The 17597-nt window shown below is 72.6% G+C and carries 15 protein-coding genes, 2 tRNA genes and 1 pseudogene; 17 read left to right on the top strand and 1 reads right to left on the bottom strand.

What is annotated here, in order from left to right:
- The first annotated feature begins 130 nt into the window (after positions 1-130).
- From proB to GL263_RS07140, 5 genes are all read left to right on the top strand, one after another.
- Entirely contained in the window at positions 131-1225 is a 1095-nt protein-coding gene (gene proB / locus GL263_RS07160; protein WP_182854740.1) for a glutamate 5-kinase, read from the top strand.
- Positions 1226-1499: 274 nt separating this feature from the next.
- Positions 1500-1943, top strand: coding sequence for a DUF8830 family protein (locus GL263_RS07155; RefSeq protein ID WP_182854739.1), 444 nt, complete (start codon positions 1500-1502; stop codon positions 1941-1943).
- A 91-nt stretch (positions 1944-2034) separates the two neighbouring features.
- A complete protein-coding gene (locus GL263_RS07150) occupies positions 2035-3300 on the top strand; it encodes a glutamate-5-semialdehyde dehydrogenase (protein ID WP_182854738.1) in 1266 nt (421 codons plus the stop codon).
- 69 nt (positions 3301-3369) lie between these two features.
- Complete coding sequence (locus GL263_RS07145; RefSeq protein ID WP_182854737.1) at positions 3370-3984, top strand: SCO2584 family spore wall biosynthesis protein; 615 nt, start codon at positions 3370-3372, stop codon at positions 3982-3984.
- A 62-nt stretch (positions 3985-4046) separates the two neighbouring features.
- On the top strand, positions 4047-5162 hold the full coding sequence (locus tag GL263_RS07140) for an SCO2583 family membrane protein (protein ID WP_182854736.1): 1116 nt from the start codon (positions 4047-4049) through the stop codon (positions 5160-5162).
- A gap of 66 nt (positions 5163-5228) precedes the next feature.
- On the opposite strand, the gene GL263_RS07135 is transcribed toward GL263_RS07140, so the two are convergent.
- Positions 5229-6317 carry a M48 family metallopeptidase gene (locus GL263_RS07135; RefSeq protein WP_182854735.1) on the bottom strand — a complete coding sequence of 363 codons (1089 nt, stop codon included), beginning with the start codon at positions 6315-6317 and terminating at the stop codon, positions 5229-5231.
- 212 nt (positions 6318-6529) lie between these two features.
- Here GL263_RS07135 and GL263_RS07130 point away from each other — a divergent pair, with 212 nt between their 5' ends.
- The 12 genes and pseudogenes from GL263_RS07130 to GL263_RS07075 all read left to right on the top strand — a co-directional run.
- Positions 6530-6679, top strand: a complete 150-nt coding sequence (locus tag GL263_RS07130) for a hypothetical protein (RefSeq protein ID WP_182854734.1) — start codon at positions 6530-6532, stop codon at positions 6677-6679.
- 41 nt (positions 6680-6720) lie between these two features.
- Positions 6721-7350, top strand: coding sequence for a nicotinate-nucleotide adenylyltransferase (gene nadD, locus GL263_RS07125; RefSeq protein ID WP_182854733.1), 630 nt, complete (start codon positions 6721-6723; stop codon positions 7348-7350).
- A 14-nt stretch (positions 7351-7364) separates the two neighbouring features.
- Positions 7365-9413 carry an LCP family protein gene (locus GL263_RS07120; protein ID WP_182854732.1) on the top strand — a complete coding sequence of 683 codons (2049 nt, stop codon included), beginning with the start codon at positions 7365-7367 and terminating at the stop codon, positions 9411-9413.
- A gap of 88 nt (positions 9414-9501) precedes the next feature.
- A complete protein-coding gene (gene rsfS, locus GL263_RS07115) occupies positions 9502-9948 on the top strand; it encodes a ribosome silencing factor (protein WP_182854731.1) in 447 nt (148 codons plus the stop codon).
- The gene (locus GL263_RS07110) at positions 9945-10583 is read left to right on the top strand and encodes a histidine phosphatase family protein (protein WP_182854730.1); all 639 of its coding nucleotides are present in this window, start codon (positions 9945-9947) and stop codon (positions 10581-10583) included. The genes rsfS and GL263_RS07110 overlap by 4 nt, the downstream gene beginning before the upstream one ends.
- A 123-nt stretch (positions 10584-10706) precedes the next feature.
- A tRNA-Ala gene (locus tag GL263_RS07105) sits at positions 10707-10779 on the top strand.
- 239 nt (positions 10780-11018) lie between these two features.
- Positions 11019-11252, top strand: a complete 234-nt coding sequence (locus tag GL263_RS07100; protein ID WP_182854729.1) for a hypothetical protein — start codon at positions 11019-11021, stop codon at positions 11250-11252.
- A gap of 175 nt (positions 11253-11427) precedes the next feature.
- Positions 11428-11500, top strand: a tRNA-Ala gene (locus GL263_RS07095).
- 235 nt (positions 11501-11735) lie between these two features.
- On the top strand, positions 11736-14612 hold the full coding sequence (leuS, locus tag GL263_RS07090) for a leucine--tRNA ligase (protein ID WP_182854728.1): 2877 nt from the start codon (positions 11736-11738) through the stop codon (positions 14610-14612).
- A 184-nt stretch (positions 14613-14796) separates the two neighbouring features.
- A complete protein-coding gene (locus GL263_RS07085) occupies positions 14797-15624 on the top strand; it encodes a hypothetical protein (protein ID WP_182854727.1) in 828 nt (275 codons plus the stop codon).
- Between the two features lie 214 nt (positions 15625-15838).
- Complete coding sequence (locus GL263_RS07080) at positions 15839-16690, top strand: DegV family protein (protein WP_182854726.1); 852 nt, start codon at positions 15839-15841, stop codon at positions 16688-16690.
- 367 nt (positions 16691-17057) lie between these two features.
- Positions 17058-17597 (top strand): annotated as a pseudogene (locus GL263_RS07075) (hypothetical protein); the annotation flags it as partial.

Genomic DNA, 17597 nt, shown 5'->3' with positions numbered 1-17597 from the left:
CGCTCCGGCCGTGGACACCTCCGACGTCCGACGGGGGAGTCACGTACAGTGCTGCGCGGACCAGCGGTCGAGCGGTGTGCAGGGAGAGAAGAAGGTGCCGGAGCAGGAGGAACGGGAGCCGCGTCACGAGGTGACCGAGGCGCGCCGCGTTGTCGTCAAGGTCGGCTCCTCCTCGCTGACCACCGCCGCCGGGGGACTCGACGCCGACCGGGTCGACGCCCTCGTCGACGTGCTCGCCGGACACGAGGACCGGGAGATCGTCCTGGTCAGCTCCGGAGCCATCGCCGCCGGCCTCGCGCCGCTCGGGCTGCCCGGCCGCCCCCGCGACCTCGCCCGCCAGCAGGCCGCCGCCAGCGTCGGGCAGGGACTGCTCGTCGCCCGCTACACCGCCTCCTTCGCCCGCTACGGGCGCCGCGTCGGCCAGGTCCTGCTCACCTCCGACGACACCAGTCGGCGGGGCCACTACCGCAACGCCTACCGCACCCTCGACCAGCTGCTGGCGATGGGTGTGGTGCCCGTGGTGAACGAGAACGACACCGTCGCCACCGACGAGATCCGGTTCGGCGACAACGACCGCCTCGCCGCGCTGGTCGCCCACCTCGTCAGGGCCGACCTGCTGATCCTGCTCTCCGACGTCGACGGCCTCTACGACGGCGACCCCAGCACCCCCGGCACCCGGCTCATCCCGGAAGTACGCGGCCCGGGGGACCTCGCCGAGGTGTCCATCGGCAGCGTCGGCTCGGCGGGCGTCGGCACGGGCGGCATGGTCACCAAGGTCGACGCGGCCAGGATCGCCGCGGGCGCCGGCATCCCGGTCGTGCTCACCTCCACCTCCCGCGCCGCCGCCGCACTGGCCGGCCGCGCCACCGGCACCTTCTTCCACGCGACCGGCCGCCGCTCGGCCAACCGGCTGCTGTGGCTGGCGCACGCCTCCGCCCCGCAGGGCGCGCTCATCCTCGACGACGGCGCGGTGGAGGCCGTGGTCAAGCGCCGCACCTCCCTGCTGCCCGCCGGCGTCGAACGAGTGGAGGGCGACTTCTCCGCCGGCGACCCGGTCGAGCTGCGGGACCGCGCGGGCACACCCGTCGCACGCGGCCTCGTCAACTTCGACGCCCGCGAGATCCCCCCTCTGCTCGGACGTTCGACGCGCGAGCTGGCCAAGGAGCTCGGACCGGCCTACGAACGTGAGATCGTCCACCGTGACGACCTGGTACTCCTGCACTGAGCACCGGTCGCCGACGACAGGCCGGGCGCGGCGCGAACGGCGCCTTCCGCCCGGGCGCGGACCGGCGTTTGCGCGGCACGTTCGGTAAAACGCCCACACCGGCGTGCCGGGACTGGTCAACTTTGTTGCGGGCACGCGCAGTCGGGCCCGCGACCCACCGCACAGGAGAACGAGCAGCGAAGGCGGACACGCGACCGGGCGGCGCCGACCGTGGACGGCGGACCGCCACCCGAGGAGCGCCCGGAGGCGTGCGCCGTACGTGAGGAGGCCACCGATGAGACGACTGGCCAGCGTCCAGCTGGGGTCTCCCCAGCGCAGGAACGGGGACCAGAAGCCGACCGCGGCAGGGGAGTCGGACCACCGGGAGGAGGCGCAGACCTCCCGGCTGTGGCACGTCACCCTCAGCGTCGCCGGCGTGGAGGTGCCGTTGGCCGACGTCCGCCGGTCGCTGGAGCAACTGGCCCACGACCACCCCTTCCTGCTGACCAGCAGGTACGCCAACGACCACGCGGAGATCCGCTACTGGGAGGAGGCGCGCGACCTGCACGACGCGGCGGCCGTCGCACTGCGGCTGTGGGGGGAGCACCGGGCGACGGCCAAGCTGCCACCGTGGGAGATCGTCGGGCTCGAGGTCATCGGCCGGGAGACCTACCACCAGCGGGTCGCGGAGGGCTACGGGCCACCGCCCGCGGTACCGGTCGGCGTCCATCCCTTCTAGGGCCTGTCCGGGCCCGTCCACCGGGCGGGACGGGTGTCTCGGGTGCCGGACCCGTGCGTGGTCCGGGCCCTGCGCTGGCTACGCTGAACGCATGAGCAGCGCATCGCAGAACTCACCCGTCCTGGAGACCGCACGCCGCGCCCGGGAGGCCGCCGCCGTACTCGCCCCGCTGCCGCGTACCGCGCGGGACGGCGCGCTGCTCGCCATGGCCGACGCGCTGGAGGCGCGGACCGCCGAGATCGTCGAGGCGAACGGCCGGGACGTGGAGAAGGCCCGGGCCGCCGGCACCGCCGAGTCGATCATCGACCGGCTCACCCTGACCCCCGAGCGGGTCGCGGCCATCGCCGCCGACGTGCGCCACGTCGTCGGCCTGCCCGACCCGGTGGGCGAGGTCGTGCGCGGCTCGACGCTGCCCAACGGGCTCGAACTCCGCCAGATCCGGGTGCCGCTCGGCGTCGTCGGCATCATCTACGAGGCCCGTCCCAACGTCACCGTGGACGCCGCCGCGCTCTGCCTGAAGTCCGGCAACGCCGTGCTGCTGCGCGGCTCCTCCTCCGCCTACGCCTCGAACACCGCGCTGGTCGCGGTACTGCGCGACGCGGTCGTCGAGGCCGGGCTGCCCGCCGACGCGGTCCAGCTGGTCCCCGGCGAGAGCCGCGACAGCGTCACCGAGCTGATGACCGCCCGCGGGCTCGTCGACGTGCTGATCCCCCGGGGCGGCGCCTCGCTGATCAAGACCGTCGTCGAGGGTTCGACGGTGCCGGTCATCGAGACCGGCACCGGCAACTGCCACGTGTACGTGGACCGGGCCGCCGACCTCGACACGGCCGTCGAGATCCTGATCAACGCCAAGGCCCAGCGGCCGAGCGTGTGCAACGCCGCCGAGACCGTGCTGGTGCACCGCGACATCGCCGACGAGTTCCTGCCCCGCGCGCTCAAGGCGCTCGCCGACGCCGGCGTCACCGTGCACGGCGACAAGGCGTGGCAGGCCGCCTCGGACGAGGTCGTCCCGGCCACCGACGAGGACTGGGCGACCGAGTACCTCTCGTACGACATCGCGGCCGCCGTCGTGCCCGACCTGGACGCGGCGGTCGCCCACATCCGCCGCTGGACCTCCGGCCACACCGAGGCCGTGGTCACCCGTGACACCGCCGCCGCCCGCCGGTTCGTCTCCCTGGTGGACTCCACCGCCGTCATGGTCAACGCCTCGACCAGGTTCACCGACGGCGGCCAGTTCGGCTTCGGCGCCGAGATCGGGATCTCCACCCAGAAGCTGCACGCCCGGGGCCCGATGGGCCTCCCGGAGCTGACCTCCACCAAGTACGTCGTCACCGGCGACGGCCACATCCGCGACTGACACTCCGACGGGGTAACCCGATCGGCCGTCCGCCTGCCCCGGACGGCCGATTGGGTCTAGGCTGGACATGTGGCGGACGAGGTTGCAGGCCAGCCGTTCCCGGACGGCGACGAGCCGGTGGACCGCGACCACGGAGCGGCGGACGACGCGTTCGACTCCGTGGTCCTCGACGAGTCCTTCATCCGGGCGGCGCCGGTCCACGAGCCCTCGGCGGCGGAGCGGATGCTGGCCGCCGCGCAGTCGCGCGCCGAGAGCGAACCACCGCCCGAGGAGGCGTGGGGCTTCGGCCCCACCGGCCGCGGGCTGCTGGGCTGGCCGCTGGCGCGCGGCGGGCCCGAGGACGACTTCGAGGAGCGCTTCGAGGACGACGCGCACCGGGAGGCCGCGGAGCACCGCGAGTACCAGAACTACCGGGCCTACACCGAGTACCGGGACGGCGAGGACGGCCCCGGCTACCGGCCGCCGCTCAGATGGCGCCGCCCGGTCGCATGGCTGCTGGCCGTGGTGATGGGCGTGGGTGTGGTGGCGATGGCGGTCGGCGCCGCCTACCGGGGCGGCGGACAGGAGGGCGAGGACTCGGTGCCCCCGCCCGCCACGACCGAGATGGACAGCGGCCTCCGCTCCCCGGACAGCGCGGAACACGTCGGCGCTCCGGACACCGGCGCGGTGGCGGTGCGCCGCTGAACGGCGTGAACTTGTCACCTTCTGGCGGGCCACTGAGGCCCCGGGGAGCCTAGGCTGGATCCATGGCCGGGCGCGCAGACCCTCCCGAGGGCCCGCCGACGGGCGGCGGCGAGGACGACGAGTTCCGTTCGACGGTCTTCGACGAGTCCTTCGTACGGGCTGCCCGGCTGCGCGAGTTCTCGGCCAGTGAGCGGCTGAGCCGCCACAAGGACCCGGTCGACGACACATCCGGCGACCCGCCAGGCGGCGAGGTGACGGCACTGCCGTCGACCGCCGACGGCCGGCCGGGGCGGCGATTCTCGGGGCAGTTCGTGGTCCTGCTGCTGGTCATCGTGCTCGCCTTCGGCGCGGCCATCTACCTCGGCGCGCGCAGCCCCTACGGCGATCCGCCGACGGCCGCGCCCCAGATACCGATGCGGGCCACCCTCGTCCCCCTGGTGCCCCGCGGGACCGTGCCCGGCGGGGAGCCCGGGAGGCTGTTCGAGGCGAGCCAGGCGCGCGACCTCCGCGCCGGCGCGGCCGCCGTCGAACTGCCCGCGGCCCACGGCACCGTGCACTTCTCCGTCGGACAGGTGCAGGCCGCCCTCAACACCGCCCAGCGGTACGTGGTCGCCTCCGCGCTCACCCCGAGCGTCCTGACCGGGGAGGACGTGCGGCCGGTCCGCCGGCTGCTGAACCCGGGGCAGTACGCCCAGTTCGACCAGTCCCTGCGTGCCGCCACCGACGACGGCCGGCACACGGCCACCGGCTGGCTGGTGCGCTTCGACCCCGAGGAGACCGAACTCGCCGACCCGCGGGTACGCGTCCGCGGCGACTTCACGGTGACGGAGGCCGGCAGCGGCGCCCTGGAGGTCACCGCCAGCCACGTGGCCGTCTACGCGCTGCGCCCGGCCGGCCAGGCCGAGGCCGACGCCTCGCTCTTCACCGTCCGACGCGAGCTGCGGATGCGCTTCAACCCGGAGGAACTCCGCACCGGCCGCCTCACCCTCCTCCAGGCCGACGTCCAGGCCGGACCGCTGCCGTGCGCCGAGGACACCCACGACTGGCTGCGCCCGCTGCTGGCCGGCGAGGACGTCGGCGCCGACGGCTCCGTCGGCACCGACCCCTACTCGCGTGACGACACACGCACCGCGCTCTGCGGCGTACTGGCCCGCACCGCCCAGCCCGACCTGGGCTGAGCGTCCCACCCGGACCCAGAGCCCGGACCGGACTCAGGGCCCGGGCCCTGGGGTGTGCCCGCGCCGCTACTCGGAGCCGGAGGTGCCGTTGCGCGCGTCGCCGGCGGCACCTCCGCCACCCGGCCGGTTGCCGGCACCGGTGGCGAAGTCCCGCAGCTTCCCGCCGAGATCCCCGGCGCCGTCCGCCAGACCGCGGACCAGACCCATCAGCGGGTCCTTGCTGCTCTTCACACTCTCGGAGTAGTACCCGGCCGACTCCTTGACGGAGTCGCGAAAGGAGGCGTCCTTGTCCTCGTCCCGCCGCGGGTAGTGGCCGTCCATCAGCCTCTGGTGGTCCCGGCTCTCCGCCCACTTCTTCAGCTCCGCGGCGCGGACCGTGGTGAACGGGTGGCTGCGGGGCAGCACGTTGAGGATCTTCAGGACGGAGTCCCGCAGGTCACCGCCGGCGTCGTACTCCTCCGCCTGCGCCAGGAAGGCGTCCACGTTCATCTGGTGGAGGTGGTTGCCACCGGCGAGCTTCATCAGCGCCCGCATCGACGCCTGGAGGTCCTGCCCGACCAGCAGCCCAGCCCGGTCGGCCGACAGCTCCGACTTGCGGAACCACTCGCGCAGCGCCGTCACCAGCGCCATGATCGCGACGTTGCCCAGCGGGATCCAGGCCACCTTCACCGCGAAGTTCGTCAGGAACAGCAGGATCGTCCGGTACACCGCGTGCCCGGACAGCGCGTGACCGACCTCGTGGCCGATCACCGTCCGCATCTCCTCCTCGTCCAGCAGCTCCACCAGCCCGGTGGTGAGCACGATGATCGGCTGGTCGAGGCCGATGCACATCGCGTTCGGCTGCGGGTCCTGCGTGACGTACATCGGCGGGACCCGCTCCAGGTCCAGGATGTAGCAGGCGTCGCGAAGCATGTCGTTCAGATGGGCGAACTGCTGGTCGCTGACCCGCACCGAGTCCGACAGGAACAGCAGCCGCAGACTGCGCTCGGGCAGCATCCCGCTGAGCGTCTTGAACACGGTGTCAAAACCGGTCAGCTTGCGCAGCGCCACCAGCGCGGAGCGGTCGGCGGGGTGCTCGTAGGCGCGGGAGGAGATGCCGGGGAAGCGGCGGCGGTTCCGGCTCAGCTGCTCTCCGGCCTCGTGGTCGTTTGTCATCAATGGCCCCCTATCACGGGTCTGTCAGCCCGTCCCCCTGGCTGCCTGCACTGGCTACCGCCAAGAGTACGGGGTGGGCACACCGAGCCGCACGAACCCGCTGCGCTTACCATGTGGGCAGCTTCTGCCCGAGGCGCCACCCCGACGGAGGCGGCCTCGCCGGAACCCGCTTGCCAGACGCCCAGCCCACGCATCACGGATTGGTCCTGACGATGACTGCCGCCACCTCCGCCCTCGCCCTCGCCCAGCTCGCCCAGGGCGAGGAGCACGCCACCTTCAACCCGCTCGTGATCGGCCTCGTCGCGCTCGGCGTGCTGCTGCTCATGCTCTTCGTGACCACCAGCTTCAACCGGGACCGCTGAGCGGCGTCCGGGCGCCGGCGGAGCGGTTAGGGTCTGCACGCATGGGAGAGCACATAGAGCCCGGCGCCGGCAAGCGGCGGCTCGGTGTCATGGGCGGGACGTTCGACCCGATCCACCACGGACACCTGGTCGCCGCCAGCGAGGTGGCCGCACGGTTCGACCTCGACGAGGTCGTCTTCGTGCCCACCGGTCAGCCCTGGCAGAAGAGTCACCAGGTCGTCTCGCCCGCCGAGGACCGCTACCTGATGACCGTCATCGCCACCGCGTCCAACCCGCAGTTCTCCGTCAGCCGCATCGACATCGACCGGCCCGGTCGTACGTACACCATCGACACGCTGCGGGACCTGCACGCCCAACACCCGGACGCCGAGCTCTTCTTCATCACCGGCGCCGACGCGCTCGCGCAGATCCTCACCTGGCGCGACGCCGAGGAGCTGTTCTCGCTCGCCCACTTCATCGGGGTCACGAGGCCGGGCCACCACCTGGCCGACCCCGGACTGCCCGCGGGCGGTGTGTCGCTGATCGAGGTGCCCGCGCTGGCCATCTCCTCCACGGACTGCCGCGCGCGGGTGGCGCACGGCGACCCCGTCTGGTACCTGGTGCCGGACGGCGTCGTCCGTTACATCAACAAGCGCCAGCTGTACCGGGGTGCCGGGGCACCGAGGGGCTAGAGGGGCGGAGAGGCGTGAACGACCGGCAGGATCCGCACGGGGACCAGCACTTCCACGGGTACGACGAGTACGGCCGACCCCTGTACTACGACCCGTACGCCCAGCAGCCGGGGCACGGACCTCACGCGGCCGAAACCGGTCACCAGCGGTACGGCGCGGAGCCCGACGCCGGCGGACACCAGCCCCCGGCGGACTACCCGGGCCACCCGCAGAACACCGGCTACTCCGCAGCCTCCGGCTACCCGGACACCTCCGGCTACCCGGACACCTCGGGCTATCGGGACGCCTCGGGCCGTCCCGACAGCTCCGGCTACGGTGACTCCTCCGGCTATGCCGACACCTCCGGCTACCCCGCCGGATCCGGCCACCCGACAGGCGGCGGCTACGGCTACCCGGGCGCGGACGGCCACAGCGGCTACCCCGCGGGGACCGCCGGGGCCGGGTACGACGGCTACCCCGCCTACGACGGCGGCACCTACGACCCCTCCTCCTACGGGGGCTACGGCTCGCAGGGCGCCTACGACCCCCACGGCGCCTACGACTCCCACGACCCGCGCGGCGGCTACGCATCCGCGCAGCCCCGGGCGGCCGCGCCCGCGCCCACCGCGACCGAGCCGGCACCGGACGATCCGTACGACCCCGCGCCGGACGACCCGTACCCGCCCGCGGCGGCGCCCGGGCGGACGCCGCGCCCCCGCACGCCGCGGGACGACACCGCCACCGACGGGCCGCCGGGCGGGGCACGGGACAACACCGGCCGGAGCGCCGCCGCCGAGCCGACCGAGCGCCGTGCCACGGACGACCCCGCCGCCGAGGAGTACCGGACCGAGGAGTTCTCCTTCATCGAGGAGGAGAACGACGAGTCCGAGGACGTCATCGACTGGCTGAAGTTCAGCGAGAGCCGCACCGAGCGCCGCGAGGAGGCCAAGCGGCGCGGCCGGAACAGAGTCGTGGCCGCCGTCGTCGCGCTTGTGCTCGCGCTGACCGGCGGCCTGGGATACCTCTGGTACGCGGGCAAGCTGCCCGGCTTCGCCGAGACCGAGGCCGGCACCGAAGCCAAACCGGACACCCGCCACGTCATCGTCGTCCACCTCCGCGAACTCGGCAGCGGCGACATCTCCACCGCGCTGCTGGTCAACAACCAGACCGCCGGCCGGGGCACCACCGTGCTGCTGCCGAACGCGCTCGCGCTCAGCTCCGGCGAGGGGGGCTCCACGACGCTCGGCAGGGCGTTCGCCGCCGAGGGCGCGGGAGCCACCAGGGACGCGCTCAACGGGCTGCTCGGCGCCCGCATCGAGGGCACCTGGCGACTGGACACGCCGTACCTGGAGAACCTGGTCGAGATGGTCGGCGGCATCACCGTGAAGTCCGACACCACCGTGCCGGGCGAGAAGGACGGCGACCGGCCGCTGGTGAAGCAGGGCGCCGGCCAGGAGCTCAACGGCGTCGCCGCGGTCGCCTACGCCACCCACCGCGGCGAGAGCGAGCCGCAGACCAGGCAGCTCGCCCGCTTCGGACAGGTCATGCAGGCCGTCCTGAAGAAGGTCTCCACGGACGAGGACGCCGCCACGACAACCGTCGAGTCCCTCGGCCAGATCCCCGACCCGCACCTCTCCGAGGCGCAGCTCGGCGCGGCCCTCGCCCGACTGGCCAAGCACGCCAGAGCCGGCGCCTACCGCACCGAACTGCTGCCCGTCGAAGCGGACGGCACCCTCAGCGAGAAGACCGCCCAGGGGCTGGTCAAGGAGGTGCTGGGCGGCAACGTCACCAACGCCGACCCGCAGGCCACGGCCCGCCTCACCGTCCGGAACGCCAGCGGCAACCGGGGCGCCGCCGACGACGCCCGCGTCACCTTGGTGAACGGCGGCTTCACCGTCGTCTCCACCGGCGCCGCCGACGAGCCGGCCGCGAAGAGCGCGATCACCTACCGCCGTGACAACCACGCGGAACAGGCCAAGGAGGCGGCCAGAACCCTCGGACTCGACGCGGACGCGGTCACCAAGGGCGAAGGCGCGGCCAACGCGGACATCACCGTGGTGCTGGGGCAGGACTACAAGCAGTGACCCGGCGTCCCGGCCGGTGCCCGAACGCACGGGCGGGCGGTCGTGAGACCCTAGTCCGGTACCGACCGCCTACCCGAAAGCTCCGCCTGTGACCGCCACGGACCGTTCCGTCGAGCTGATCAACGCCGCCGCCCAGGCCGCCGCCGACAAGCTCGCGCACGACATCGTCGCCTACGACGTCAGTGACGTGCTCTCCATCACCGACGCCTTCCTTCTGGCCTCGGCACCCAACGACCGCCAGGTCAAGTCGATCGTCGACGGCATCGAGGAGCACCTCCTCAAGGAGCTCGGCGTCAAGCCGGTGCGCCGCGAGGGCGAGCGCGACGGGCGCTGGGTGCTGCTCGACTTCGTCGACATCGTCGTCCACGTCCAGCACAGCGAGGAGCGGGTCTTCTACGCCCTGGAGCGGCTGTGGAAGGACTGCCCCGAACTGGACCTGCCCGCCGACGCCGTCGCCACCCGGGGCAAGGGGGCGCCGGCCGACGGCACCGAGGGCGCCGGAACCGAGGAGGCCGCAGACGGAGGCGCCTCGTGAACCGCGGCCGGCGCATCGTCCTGTGGCGACACGGCCAGACGTCCTGGAACCTGGAGCGCCGCTTCCAGGGCACCACGGACGTGCCGCTCACCGCCGAGGGTCTGAACCAGGCGCGCCGGGCCGCACGGCTGCTGGCCGGACTGCGACCGGCCGCCATCATCTCCTCGGACCTGACCCGCACCCGGGCCACCGCGTCCGAGCTGGCCGAACTGACCGGCCTCGAGGTCACCCACTACGAGGAGCTGCGGGAGACCTACGCCGGCGTCTGGCAGGGGCTGACGCACGACGAGATCGTCGCCAGCTACGGCGAGCAGTACGCGGCGTGGAAGCGCGGGGAGCCGGTCCGCCGGGGCGGAGGTGAGCTGGAGACCGAGGTCGCCGACCGGGCGGCGCCCGTCGTCGAGGCCAACGCCGAGAAGTTGCCCGACGAGGGCACTCTCGTCGTCGTCAGCCACGGCGGCACGATCCGCACCACCATCGGCCGGCTGATCGGTCTGGACCCCGGTTCCTGGGAGGCGCTCGGCGGCCTCACCAACTGCTGCTGGTCCGTGCTCGGCGAGAGCGTCCGGGGCTGGCGCCTCCTGGAGCACAACGCCGGGACGCTCCCCGAGCCTGTCCTGGGCGACGACGACTAGCGTCCCCGCCCCGCCCGGCGTCCGGCCGTGCCTCCCGGTCCCGACCGCCGATTTCGTCTTTCGGCTGGTCACCGGGTAGAGTTCAACTCGTTCGCGGCACGGCGGAAGCCGAAGCCGGGACGCGGGGCTATAGCTCAGTTGGTAGAGCGCTTGCATGGCATGCAAGAGGTCAGGAGTTCAATTCTCCTTAGCTCCACAGTCCGATCCCGTCCCCACTGGGGGGCGGGATCTTTGCTTTGTCGGGCGGTCTCCCTGACGATCACCGCCCGTGGCAGAATCAGTCCCCGGACGGACGGGGGCCTTCCGCGGTGACGGAGCCCACAGGGCGGCCGGAGGACGCAGGTTCGGGGGAGGCCGGCTGTCGGCCTGCGAGCGAGGACAGGGCTGCCCGCGGGCGCCACGGCCTGTAGCCGAAGCTGGAGCTGATAGGGACTGATGGGCGCGCACAGCAGGAAATGCGACTGGTGCGGTAGCGGTACTCCGATCGTCCGCGACATGGAGCCGGTCAACGTCCGCTTCCAGTACTGGTGTGTGGAGTGCGCGCGGGCGCTGATCATAAAAGGCGACCCGATCGAGACGTATCGGGAGCTTGAGGGCGAACCCATCTACGGGCGGCTGCTGGAGGAGCACTGCGCCCTCAAGCGCTTCTACTCCTTCGTCGCGGCCTGACCCCGCCGCTGCACCGGGGCCGCACCGGGGCCGCCCCGTCGGGCGCCGCGTCGGGCGCCGCGTCCCGCCCGGCGTCGCGCGGGCGCCGGCCGCGGAACGGATTTGGCAAAGCCGGGTGGGGTCCGTGTAAAGTAGGCGACGCCGCCGCGGGGAGAACCCGCGGGGGACCAGACACGGGGCTATAGCTCAGTTGGTAGAGCGCTTGCATGGCATGCAAGAGGTCAGGAGTTCAATTCTCCTTAGCTCCACATCGTCCTGATGGGCCGTCCACCTGGTGGGCGGCCCATCGGCGTGTTCCGGCTGGCGCCGATCCCGCCCGGCCCTTGCGGTACCCTGACCGCATGCGTGCCGTACGCCTTCTGCTTAGCGAGCCGCGCTGATGAACCACCGGCCTTCTCGGGCCAGGATCGGCGCGGCGTCCCCTCCTGTGCGAGGGGCTTTTTCGTTTCCGCAGGCAGAGACACCCGATGGAGCTTTGAGGACATGAGCCAGACCGTGAACCCCGCAGAGAGCGCGGCCCCGCACCGCTACACGGCGGCCCTGGCCGCCGACATCGAGGCGCGGTGGCAGGACTTCTGGGAGAAGGACGGCACCTACGAGGCCCCCAACCCGGCGGGCGACCTCTCCGGCGACGGCGCACAGGCCGAGCTGGCGCGGCGGCCGAAGCGGTTCATCATGGACATGTTCCCCTATCCGTCGGGGGCCGGCCTGCACGTCGGCCACCCGCTGGGGTACATCGCCACCGACGTCTACGCCCGCCACCAGCGGATGACCGGCCACAACGTCCTGCACACGCTGGGCTTCGACGCGTTCGGCCTGCCGGCCGAGCAGTACGCGGTGCAGACGGGGACCCACCCCCGGGTGTCCACCGAGGCCAACATCGGGAACATGAAGGCGCAGCTGCGCCGACTGGGCCTGGGGCACGACCGGCGGCGCTCGTTCGCGACGATCGACCCCGACTACTACCGCTGGACGCAGTGGATCTTCCTCCAGATCTTCAACTCCTGGTACGACACCGAGGCCGACCGCGCCCGCCCGGTCGACGAACTGGTCGAGCAGTTCGAGTCCGGCGACCGCCCCACCCCCGATGGCACGGCCCCCTGGTCCGAGCTGAGCGCCGCCGAGCGCGCCGACCTGCTGGGCCAGTACCGGCTGGCCTACGCCTCCGACGCCCCCGTCAACTGGTGCCCCGGCCTGGGAACCGTGCTGGCGAACGAGGAGGTCACCGCCGAAGGGCGCTCCGAGCGCGGCAACTTCCCCGTCTTCAAGGCGAACCTGCGCCAGTGGAACATGCGCATCACCGCCTACGCCGAGCGGCTGCTGAACGACCTGGACGGGCTGGACTGGCCCGAGGCGATCAAGCTCCAGCAGCGCAACTGGATCGGCCGCTCCGAAGGCGCGCGGGTGGACTTCCCGGTGGGCGAGGGCCGGCACATCACCGTCTTCACCACCCGCCAGGACACCCTCTTCGGCGCCACCTACATGGTGCTGGCACCCGAACACCCCCTGGTGGACGAACTGCTGCCGGAGGCGTGGCCGGCCGACACCCACGAGGTGTGGACAGGCGGCCACCGCAGCCCGGCGGCGGCGGTGGCGGAGTACCGCCGGAGGGCCGCGGCCAAGTCGGACGTCGAGCGGCAGGCCGACGCCAAGGAGAAGACCGGCGTCTTCACCGGCGCGTACGCGCTCAACCCGGTCAGCGGCGAGCGGGTCCCCGTCTTCATCGCGGACTACGTCCTGATGGGCTATGGGACCGGCGCGATCATGGCCGTCCCGGCGCACGACTCCCGCGACTTCGCCTTCGCCCGCGCCTTCGAGCTGCCCATCCGCTGCGTGGTGGAGCCGGTGGACGGACGCGGCACCGACCCGGCCGCCTGGGACGACGCCTTCGACTCCTACGACGCGAAGCTGATCAACTCCAGTGGCGAGGGGGTGAGCCTGGACGGTCTGGAGGTGCCCGCCGCCAAGGCCGCCATGACCGAGTGGCTGGTCGAGAGGGGGATCGGCGAGGGAACCGTCAACTACCGCCTGCGCGACTGGCTGTTCAGCCGCCAGCGGTACTGGGGCGAGCCCTTCCCGATCGTCTACGACGAGGACGGGATCGCGCACCCGCTCCCGGAGTCGATGCTGCCGCTGGAACTGCCGGAGGTGGAGGACTACTCGCCCCGGACCTTCGACCCGGACGACTCCGACACCTCCCCGGAGACACCGCTGTCCCGCAACGAGGAGTGGGTGAACGTCACCCTCGACCTGGGTGACGGGCCAAGGAGGTATCGCCGCGAGACCAACACCATGCCCAACTGGGCCGGTTCCTGCTGGTACGAGTTCCGCTACCTGGACCCGCACAACGGCGAGCGCCTGGTCGACCCCGAGATCGAGCAGTACTGGATGGGCCCCCGGGACGGCATGCCGCACGGCGGCGTCGACCTGTACGTGGGCGGCGCCGAGCACGCCGTGCTGCACCTGCTCTACGCCCGCTTCTGGTCCAAGGTCCTCTACGACCTGGGGTACGTCTCGTCGGCGGAGCCGTTCCACAAGCTGTTCAACCAGGGCATGATCCAGGCGTACGTGTACCGGGACGAGCGCGGCTTCCCCGTTCCGGCGGCGGAGGTCGAGGAGGGTGACGGCGGCTACTTCCACGACGGCCAGCCGGTCAGGCGCGAACTCGGCAAGATGGGCAAGTCCCTGAAGAACGCCGTCACACCCGACGAGATCTGCGCCGAGTACGGCGCCGACACGCTGCGCCTGTACGAGATGGCGATGGGGCCGCTGGACGTGTCGCGCCCCTGGGACACCCGGGCGGTCGTCGGCCAGTACCGCCTGCTCCAGCGACTGTGGCGGAACGTGGTGGACGAGACCTCCGGAGAGGTCACCGTCGTCGACGACACGCCGGACGAGGCCACCCTGCGGGCCATGCACAAGGCGATCGACGGTGTCGGCCAGGACCTGGGCAACCTGCGGTTCAACACCGCCATCGCGAAGATCACCGAGCTGAACAACCACGTCACCAAGCTGGCGCGGGTGCCGCGGACGGCGGCCGAGACGCTGGTGCTCCTGGTCGCGCCGCTCGCTCCGCACATCGCCGAGGAGCTGTGGCACCGACTCGGCGGGGAAGGCTCGGTCACCCGCGCCGACTTCCCCGTCGCCGACCCCGCCTACGTCGTCGACGAGGCCGTCACCTGCGTCGTCCAGGTCAAGGGCAAGGTCAAGGCCCGCCTGGAGGTCTCGCCGCAGATCGGTGACGAGGAGCTGCAGGCGCGGGCGCTGGCCGAGCCCGCCGTCGTGGCGGCCCTCGGGGGCGCGGACATCAGGAAGGTGATCGTCCGGGCGCCGAAGCTGGTCAACATCGTGCCGGCCTGACGGACGGCCGTCACTCCGGCGGTCACCCGCGTCCCCTACGGGACCGGGCAGGGGGCGGTCCGGGATCCTTCGGGGCCCGGACCGCCCCCTGCCGTCTCCCCGGCGGACTACTCTGGAACGACGGGAGCGCGTGGATGCGCCCGGTCGGGGCAGTACCGTCGTGACGGACAGGGGATGCGTTCGAATGGAGATCGCCGGCGTGGTGTTCGCGCTGATCATGCTCTTTGTCATGACGTTTGTCGTCATCGCCGTGGTGCGGGCCGCGCGCGCGGTCGGCCGGGGCGTCGAGCGCGCCGGCGAACAGGTCCGGCGAGGCATCGACGAGACGTCGATCCGGGTCAGGGCGGCCCAGCCCGGCGCGGTCGGCCAGGCGGCCCGGCTGCGGCTGGAGCTGCGCGGCTCCGTCGACACCGCCCGCGCCGAACTCACCGCCTCCGCGAGGCAGGACTCCTCCCTGCGCGAGGCACTGACCCTCCTCGACCAGCTGCACGACCACGCCAGGGTCCTCGACCGCGAGCTGGGCGCCCTCACCGAACGCGAACCCGACCGGGTGCGGATCGCCGAGCGGCTGCCCGAGCTGCGCGAGCGGGCCCAGGAGATCAGGCAGTCGGCGGACGCACTGCGCTTCGCCGCCCAGGACCGTGCCCGGCGACACCACTCCGAGGGCCTTGCCGCGCTGCGGGAGCAGATCGACATCGAGACCGGCGCCCTTCGGCACTGGACGCCCGCCGACTCCGACAGCGGAACAGCCTCGGGCGGCACCACCAACACCACCAAGACGACCTCGGGCGGCACCACCAAGGACGGCCGCGGCCTCGGGGACGGCAGTGCCGCCAGGGAGGGGGCGGCCTCCCCGGCCGGCGAGGCCGGCGGCAGCGGCGGTTCCGGGCGGGCCCATGACCGCGGCGCCCTCTCGCCGCCCCGACGGGAGCAACTGGCCGCCGAGGCACGGGACCTGTGGAACCAGCTTCCCGGCATGAGCCGGAACCGCCGTACCCGCGACGTCAGTTGAAACATCCAGCGGCGCACACGGCCGACCAGGCCGAGCCGGACGGCGCCTGTCTGACGCTGTTGAGCCCTCATGCTGTTCCCTTCTTCAGGTTGTCGTTCTGGTGGTCGCCCGGGTTGTCGTTCGACTCGCCTCCCGGTGCGTCGGAGAAGCCTCCGCCGGCGCGGAAGGCGGGGGCGAGCTGCTGCGGACACCCGCCCCCGGGTAACCTCCGCCCATGCCCCGTCATGTCGCGATCGTCACCGACTCCACGGCGTATCTCTCTCCGGCCGCCCTGGCCAAGCGCCGCATCACGTCGGTGCCGCTCACCGTCGTCGTGGACGGCAGGGCCTACGACGAGGGCGTCGGCATCTCCGCTGAGGCGCTGGCGGAGGCGCTGCGCCGGCACCGGCCCGTGACCACCTCCAGGCCAAGCCCGGAGACGTTCGCCGACACCTATCGCCAGGTGGCCGAGGCCGGGGCGGACGCGATCGTCTCCCTCCACCTTTCCGCCGAGTTCTCCGGCACCTACGACGCGGCCGTGCTCGCGGCGCGGGAGGCCCCGGTGCCGGTGCGGGTCGTGGACACCGGCATGGTCGCGATGGCCCTCGGCTTCAGCGCGCTGGCGGCGGCGGAGGCCGCCGAGGCGGGCCGCGGTCCGGACGACGTGGTGGCCGCGGCCACCGAGAGGGCGGCGGGGACGTCCGCCCTGTTCTACGTCGACACCCTGGACTATCTGCGCCGAGGCGGCCGGATCGGCACCGCCCAGGCGCTGCTGGGCTCCGCGCTTGCCGTCAAGCCCCTTCTGGAGCTCGCCGACGGACGCATCCAGCCGTTGGAGAAGGTCCGTACCGCCTCACGGGCCATCGCCCGGTTGGAGGAGCTGACCGTCGAGCGGGCCGCCGCGATCGACGGGCCGGTCGAGGTCGCCGTGCACCACCTCGCCGCCGCCGAACGGGCCGACCAGCTCGCCGCGCATCTGAGGGCACGGCTTCCCCGGCTGGCCGAGCTGCATGTGAGCGAGGTCGGTGCGGTGATCGGCGCTCACACCGGGCCGGGGTTGCTGGGCACCATCGTCTGCCCTGGGTGAATGCCAACCAAGGGGTGCCGACCAAACCCGACAGGCCCGTCGTTACCTCGGACGAGTGACCGAATTCTTCGCTCTCGCAGAGTTATCCACAGGATTTCACCAAGATCAGCAAGAAGTCGGCTTTCGCCCTACGGTCTGGCGCATGACTTCGCGATCACGCACAGACACCCGTGGCCCCGGTCGGACCGGCGCCGGCCGGCGTCACCGCCGCCGCGCACACGCGGCGAACCCGACCGCCGCCCTACGGGCCCGCGCCGCCGCGCTGTTCCCGGCACCGGCGAACGAGACGTCAGAGCCGGCCACGCCGTATCGGACGGAGCCGACGGGGACAGCGGAGGCGGCGGAAACGGCGGAGACGGCGGAGACGGTGAACAAGCCCGCGGGCCCCGCGGCGGGGACCGAGCAGCTCCTCCCGCCGCAGCGGACCGCGCTGGACGTCGTCCAACGGCCCGACAGCCGACCGGCCTTTCCCGCCACCACCGTGCCCTGCTCGGCAGTGTCACAGGCGCTGACCGCGCCGCCGCGCGGCGCGCGCGTGGTGCCGCTCGGCGGCCGGACGGCCGCGATGCCCAGGGCGGCGGCGGTCGCGGCCGCGCGACGAGCCGTTCGCCGGAGCCGCGCACGGCTTGCCGCGCAACGCGTCGCCGCCGACCCCGCGTGCTCCGGGGCAGTCCACGCCACCGTGAAGAGCGCCGCGCACGCTGAACGGACAACCCCGACTCCGTCGAAGAGCCCTCCGCACGAGTGGACGCCGACCGAATCGTCGCCGGTGCCGGTGCCGGTGCCGGGGTCGCCGTCCCGCCTCGCCGGTCTGCGGCTCGCGGTGAGCGAACGGCTCCCGCTGTGGTTGCGGGAGCGCTGCGCCATGGAACTGCGCAGCATGGTGGCCGTCGCCGTGGTCCTGCTG

Source organism: Streptomyces durbertensis, assembly GCF_014156695.1.
Taxonomy (GTDB): domain Bacteria; phylum Actinomycetota; class Actinomycetes; order Streptomycetales; family Streptomycetaceae; genus Streptomyces; species Streptomyces durbertensis.
The sequence above is the reverse complement of the archived record's forward strand: the minus strand, read 5'-3'. Positions and strand labels throughout refer to the sequence as shown.

Coding starts and splice junctions, on each gene's coding strand:
- GL263_RS07155 (WP_182854739.1), top strand. CDS start 1,500: ATGAGACGACTGGCCAGCGTCCAGCTGGGGTCTCCCCAGCGCAGGAAC.
- GL263_RS07150 (WP_182854738.1), top strand. CDS start 2,035: ATGAGCAGCGCATCGCAGAACTCACCCGTCCTGGAGACCGCACGCCGC.
- GL263_RS07140 (WP_182854736.1), top strand. CDS start 4,047: ATGGCCGGGCGCGCAGACCCTCCCGAGGGCCCGCCGACGGGCGGCGGC.
- GL263_RS07135 (WP_182854735.1), bottom strand. CDS start 6,317: ATGACAAACGACCACGAGGCCGGAGAGCAGCTGAGCCGGAACCGCCGC.
- GL263_RS07130 (WP_182854734.1), top strand. CDS start 6,530: ATGACTGCCGCCACCTCCGCCCTCGCCCTCGCCCAGCTCGCCCAGGGC.
- nadD (WP_182854733.1), top strand. CDS start 6,721: ATGGGAGAGCACATAGAGCCCGGCGCCGGCAAGCGGCGGCTCGGTGTC.
- GL263_RS07100 (WP_182854729.1), top strand. CDS start 11,019: ATGGGCGCGCACAGCAGGAAATGCGACTGGTGCGGTAGCGGTACTCCG.
- leuS (WP_182854728.1), top strand. CDS start 11,736: ATGAGCCAGACCGTGAACCCCGCAGAGAGCGCGGCCCCGCACCGCTAC.
- GL263_RS07085 (WP_182854727.1), top strand. CDS start 14,797: ATGGAGATCGCCGGCGTGGTGTTCGCGCTGATCATGCTCTTTGTCATG.
- GL263_RS07080 (WP_182854726.1), top strand. CDS start 15,839: ATGCCCCGTCATGTCGCGATCGTCACCGACTCCACGGCGTATCTCTCT.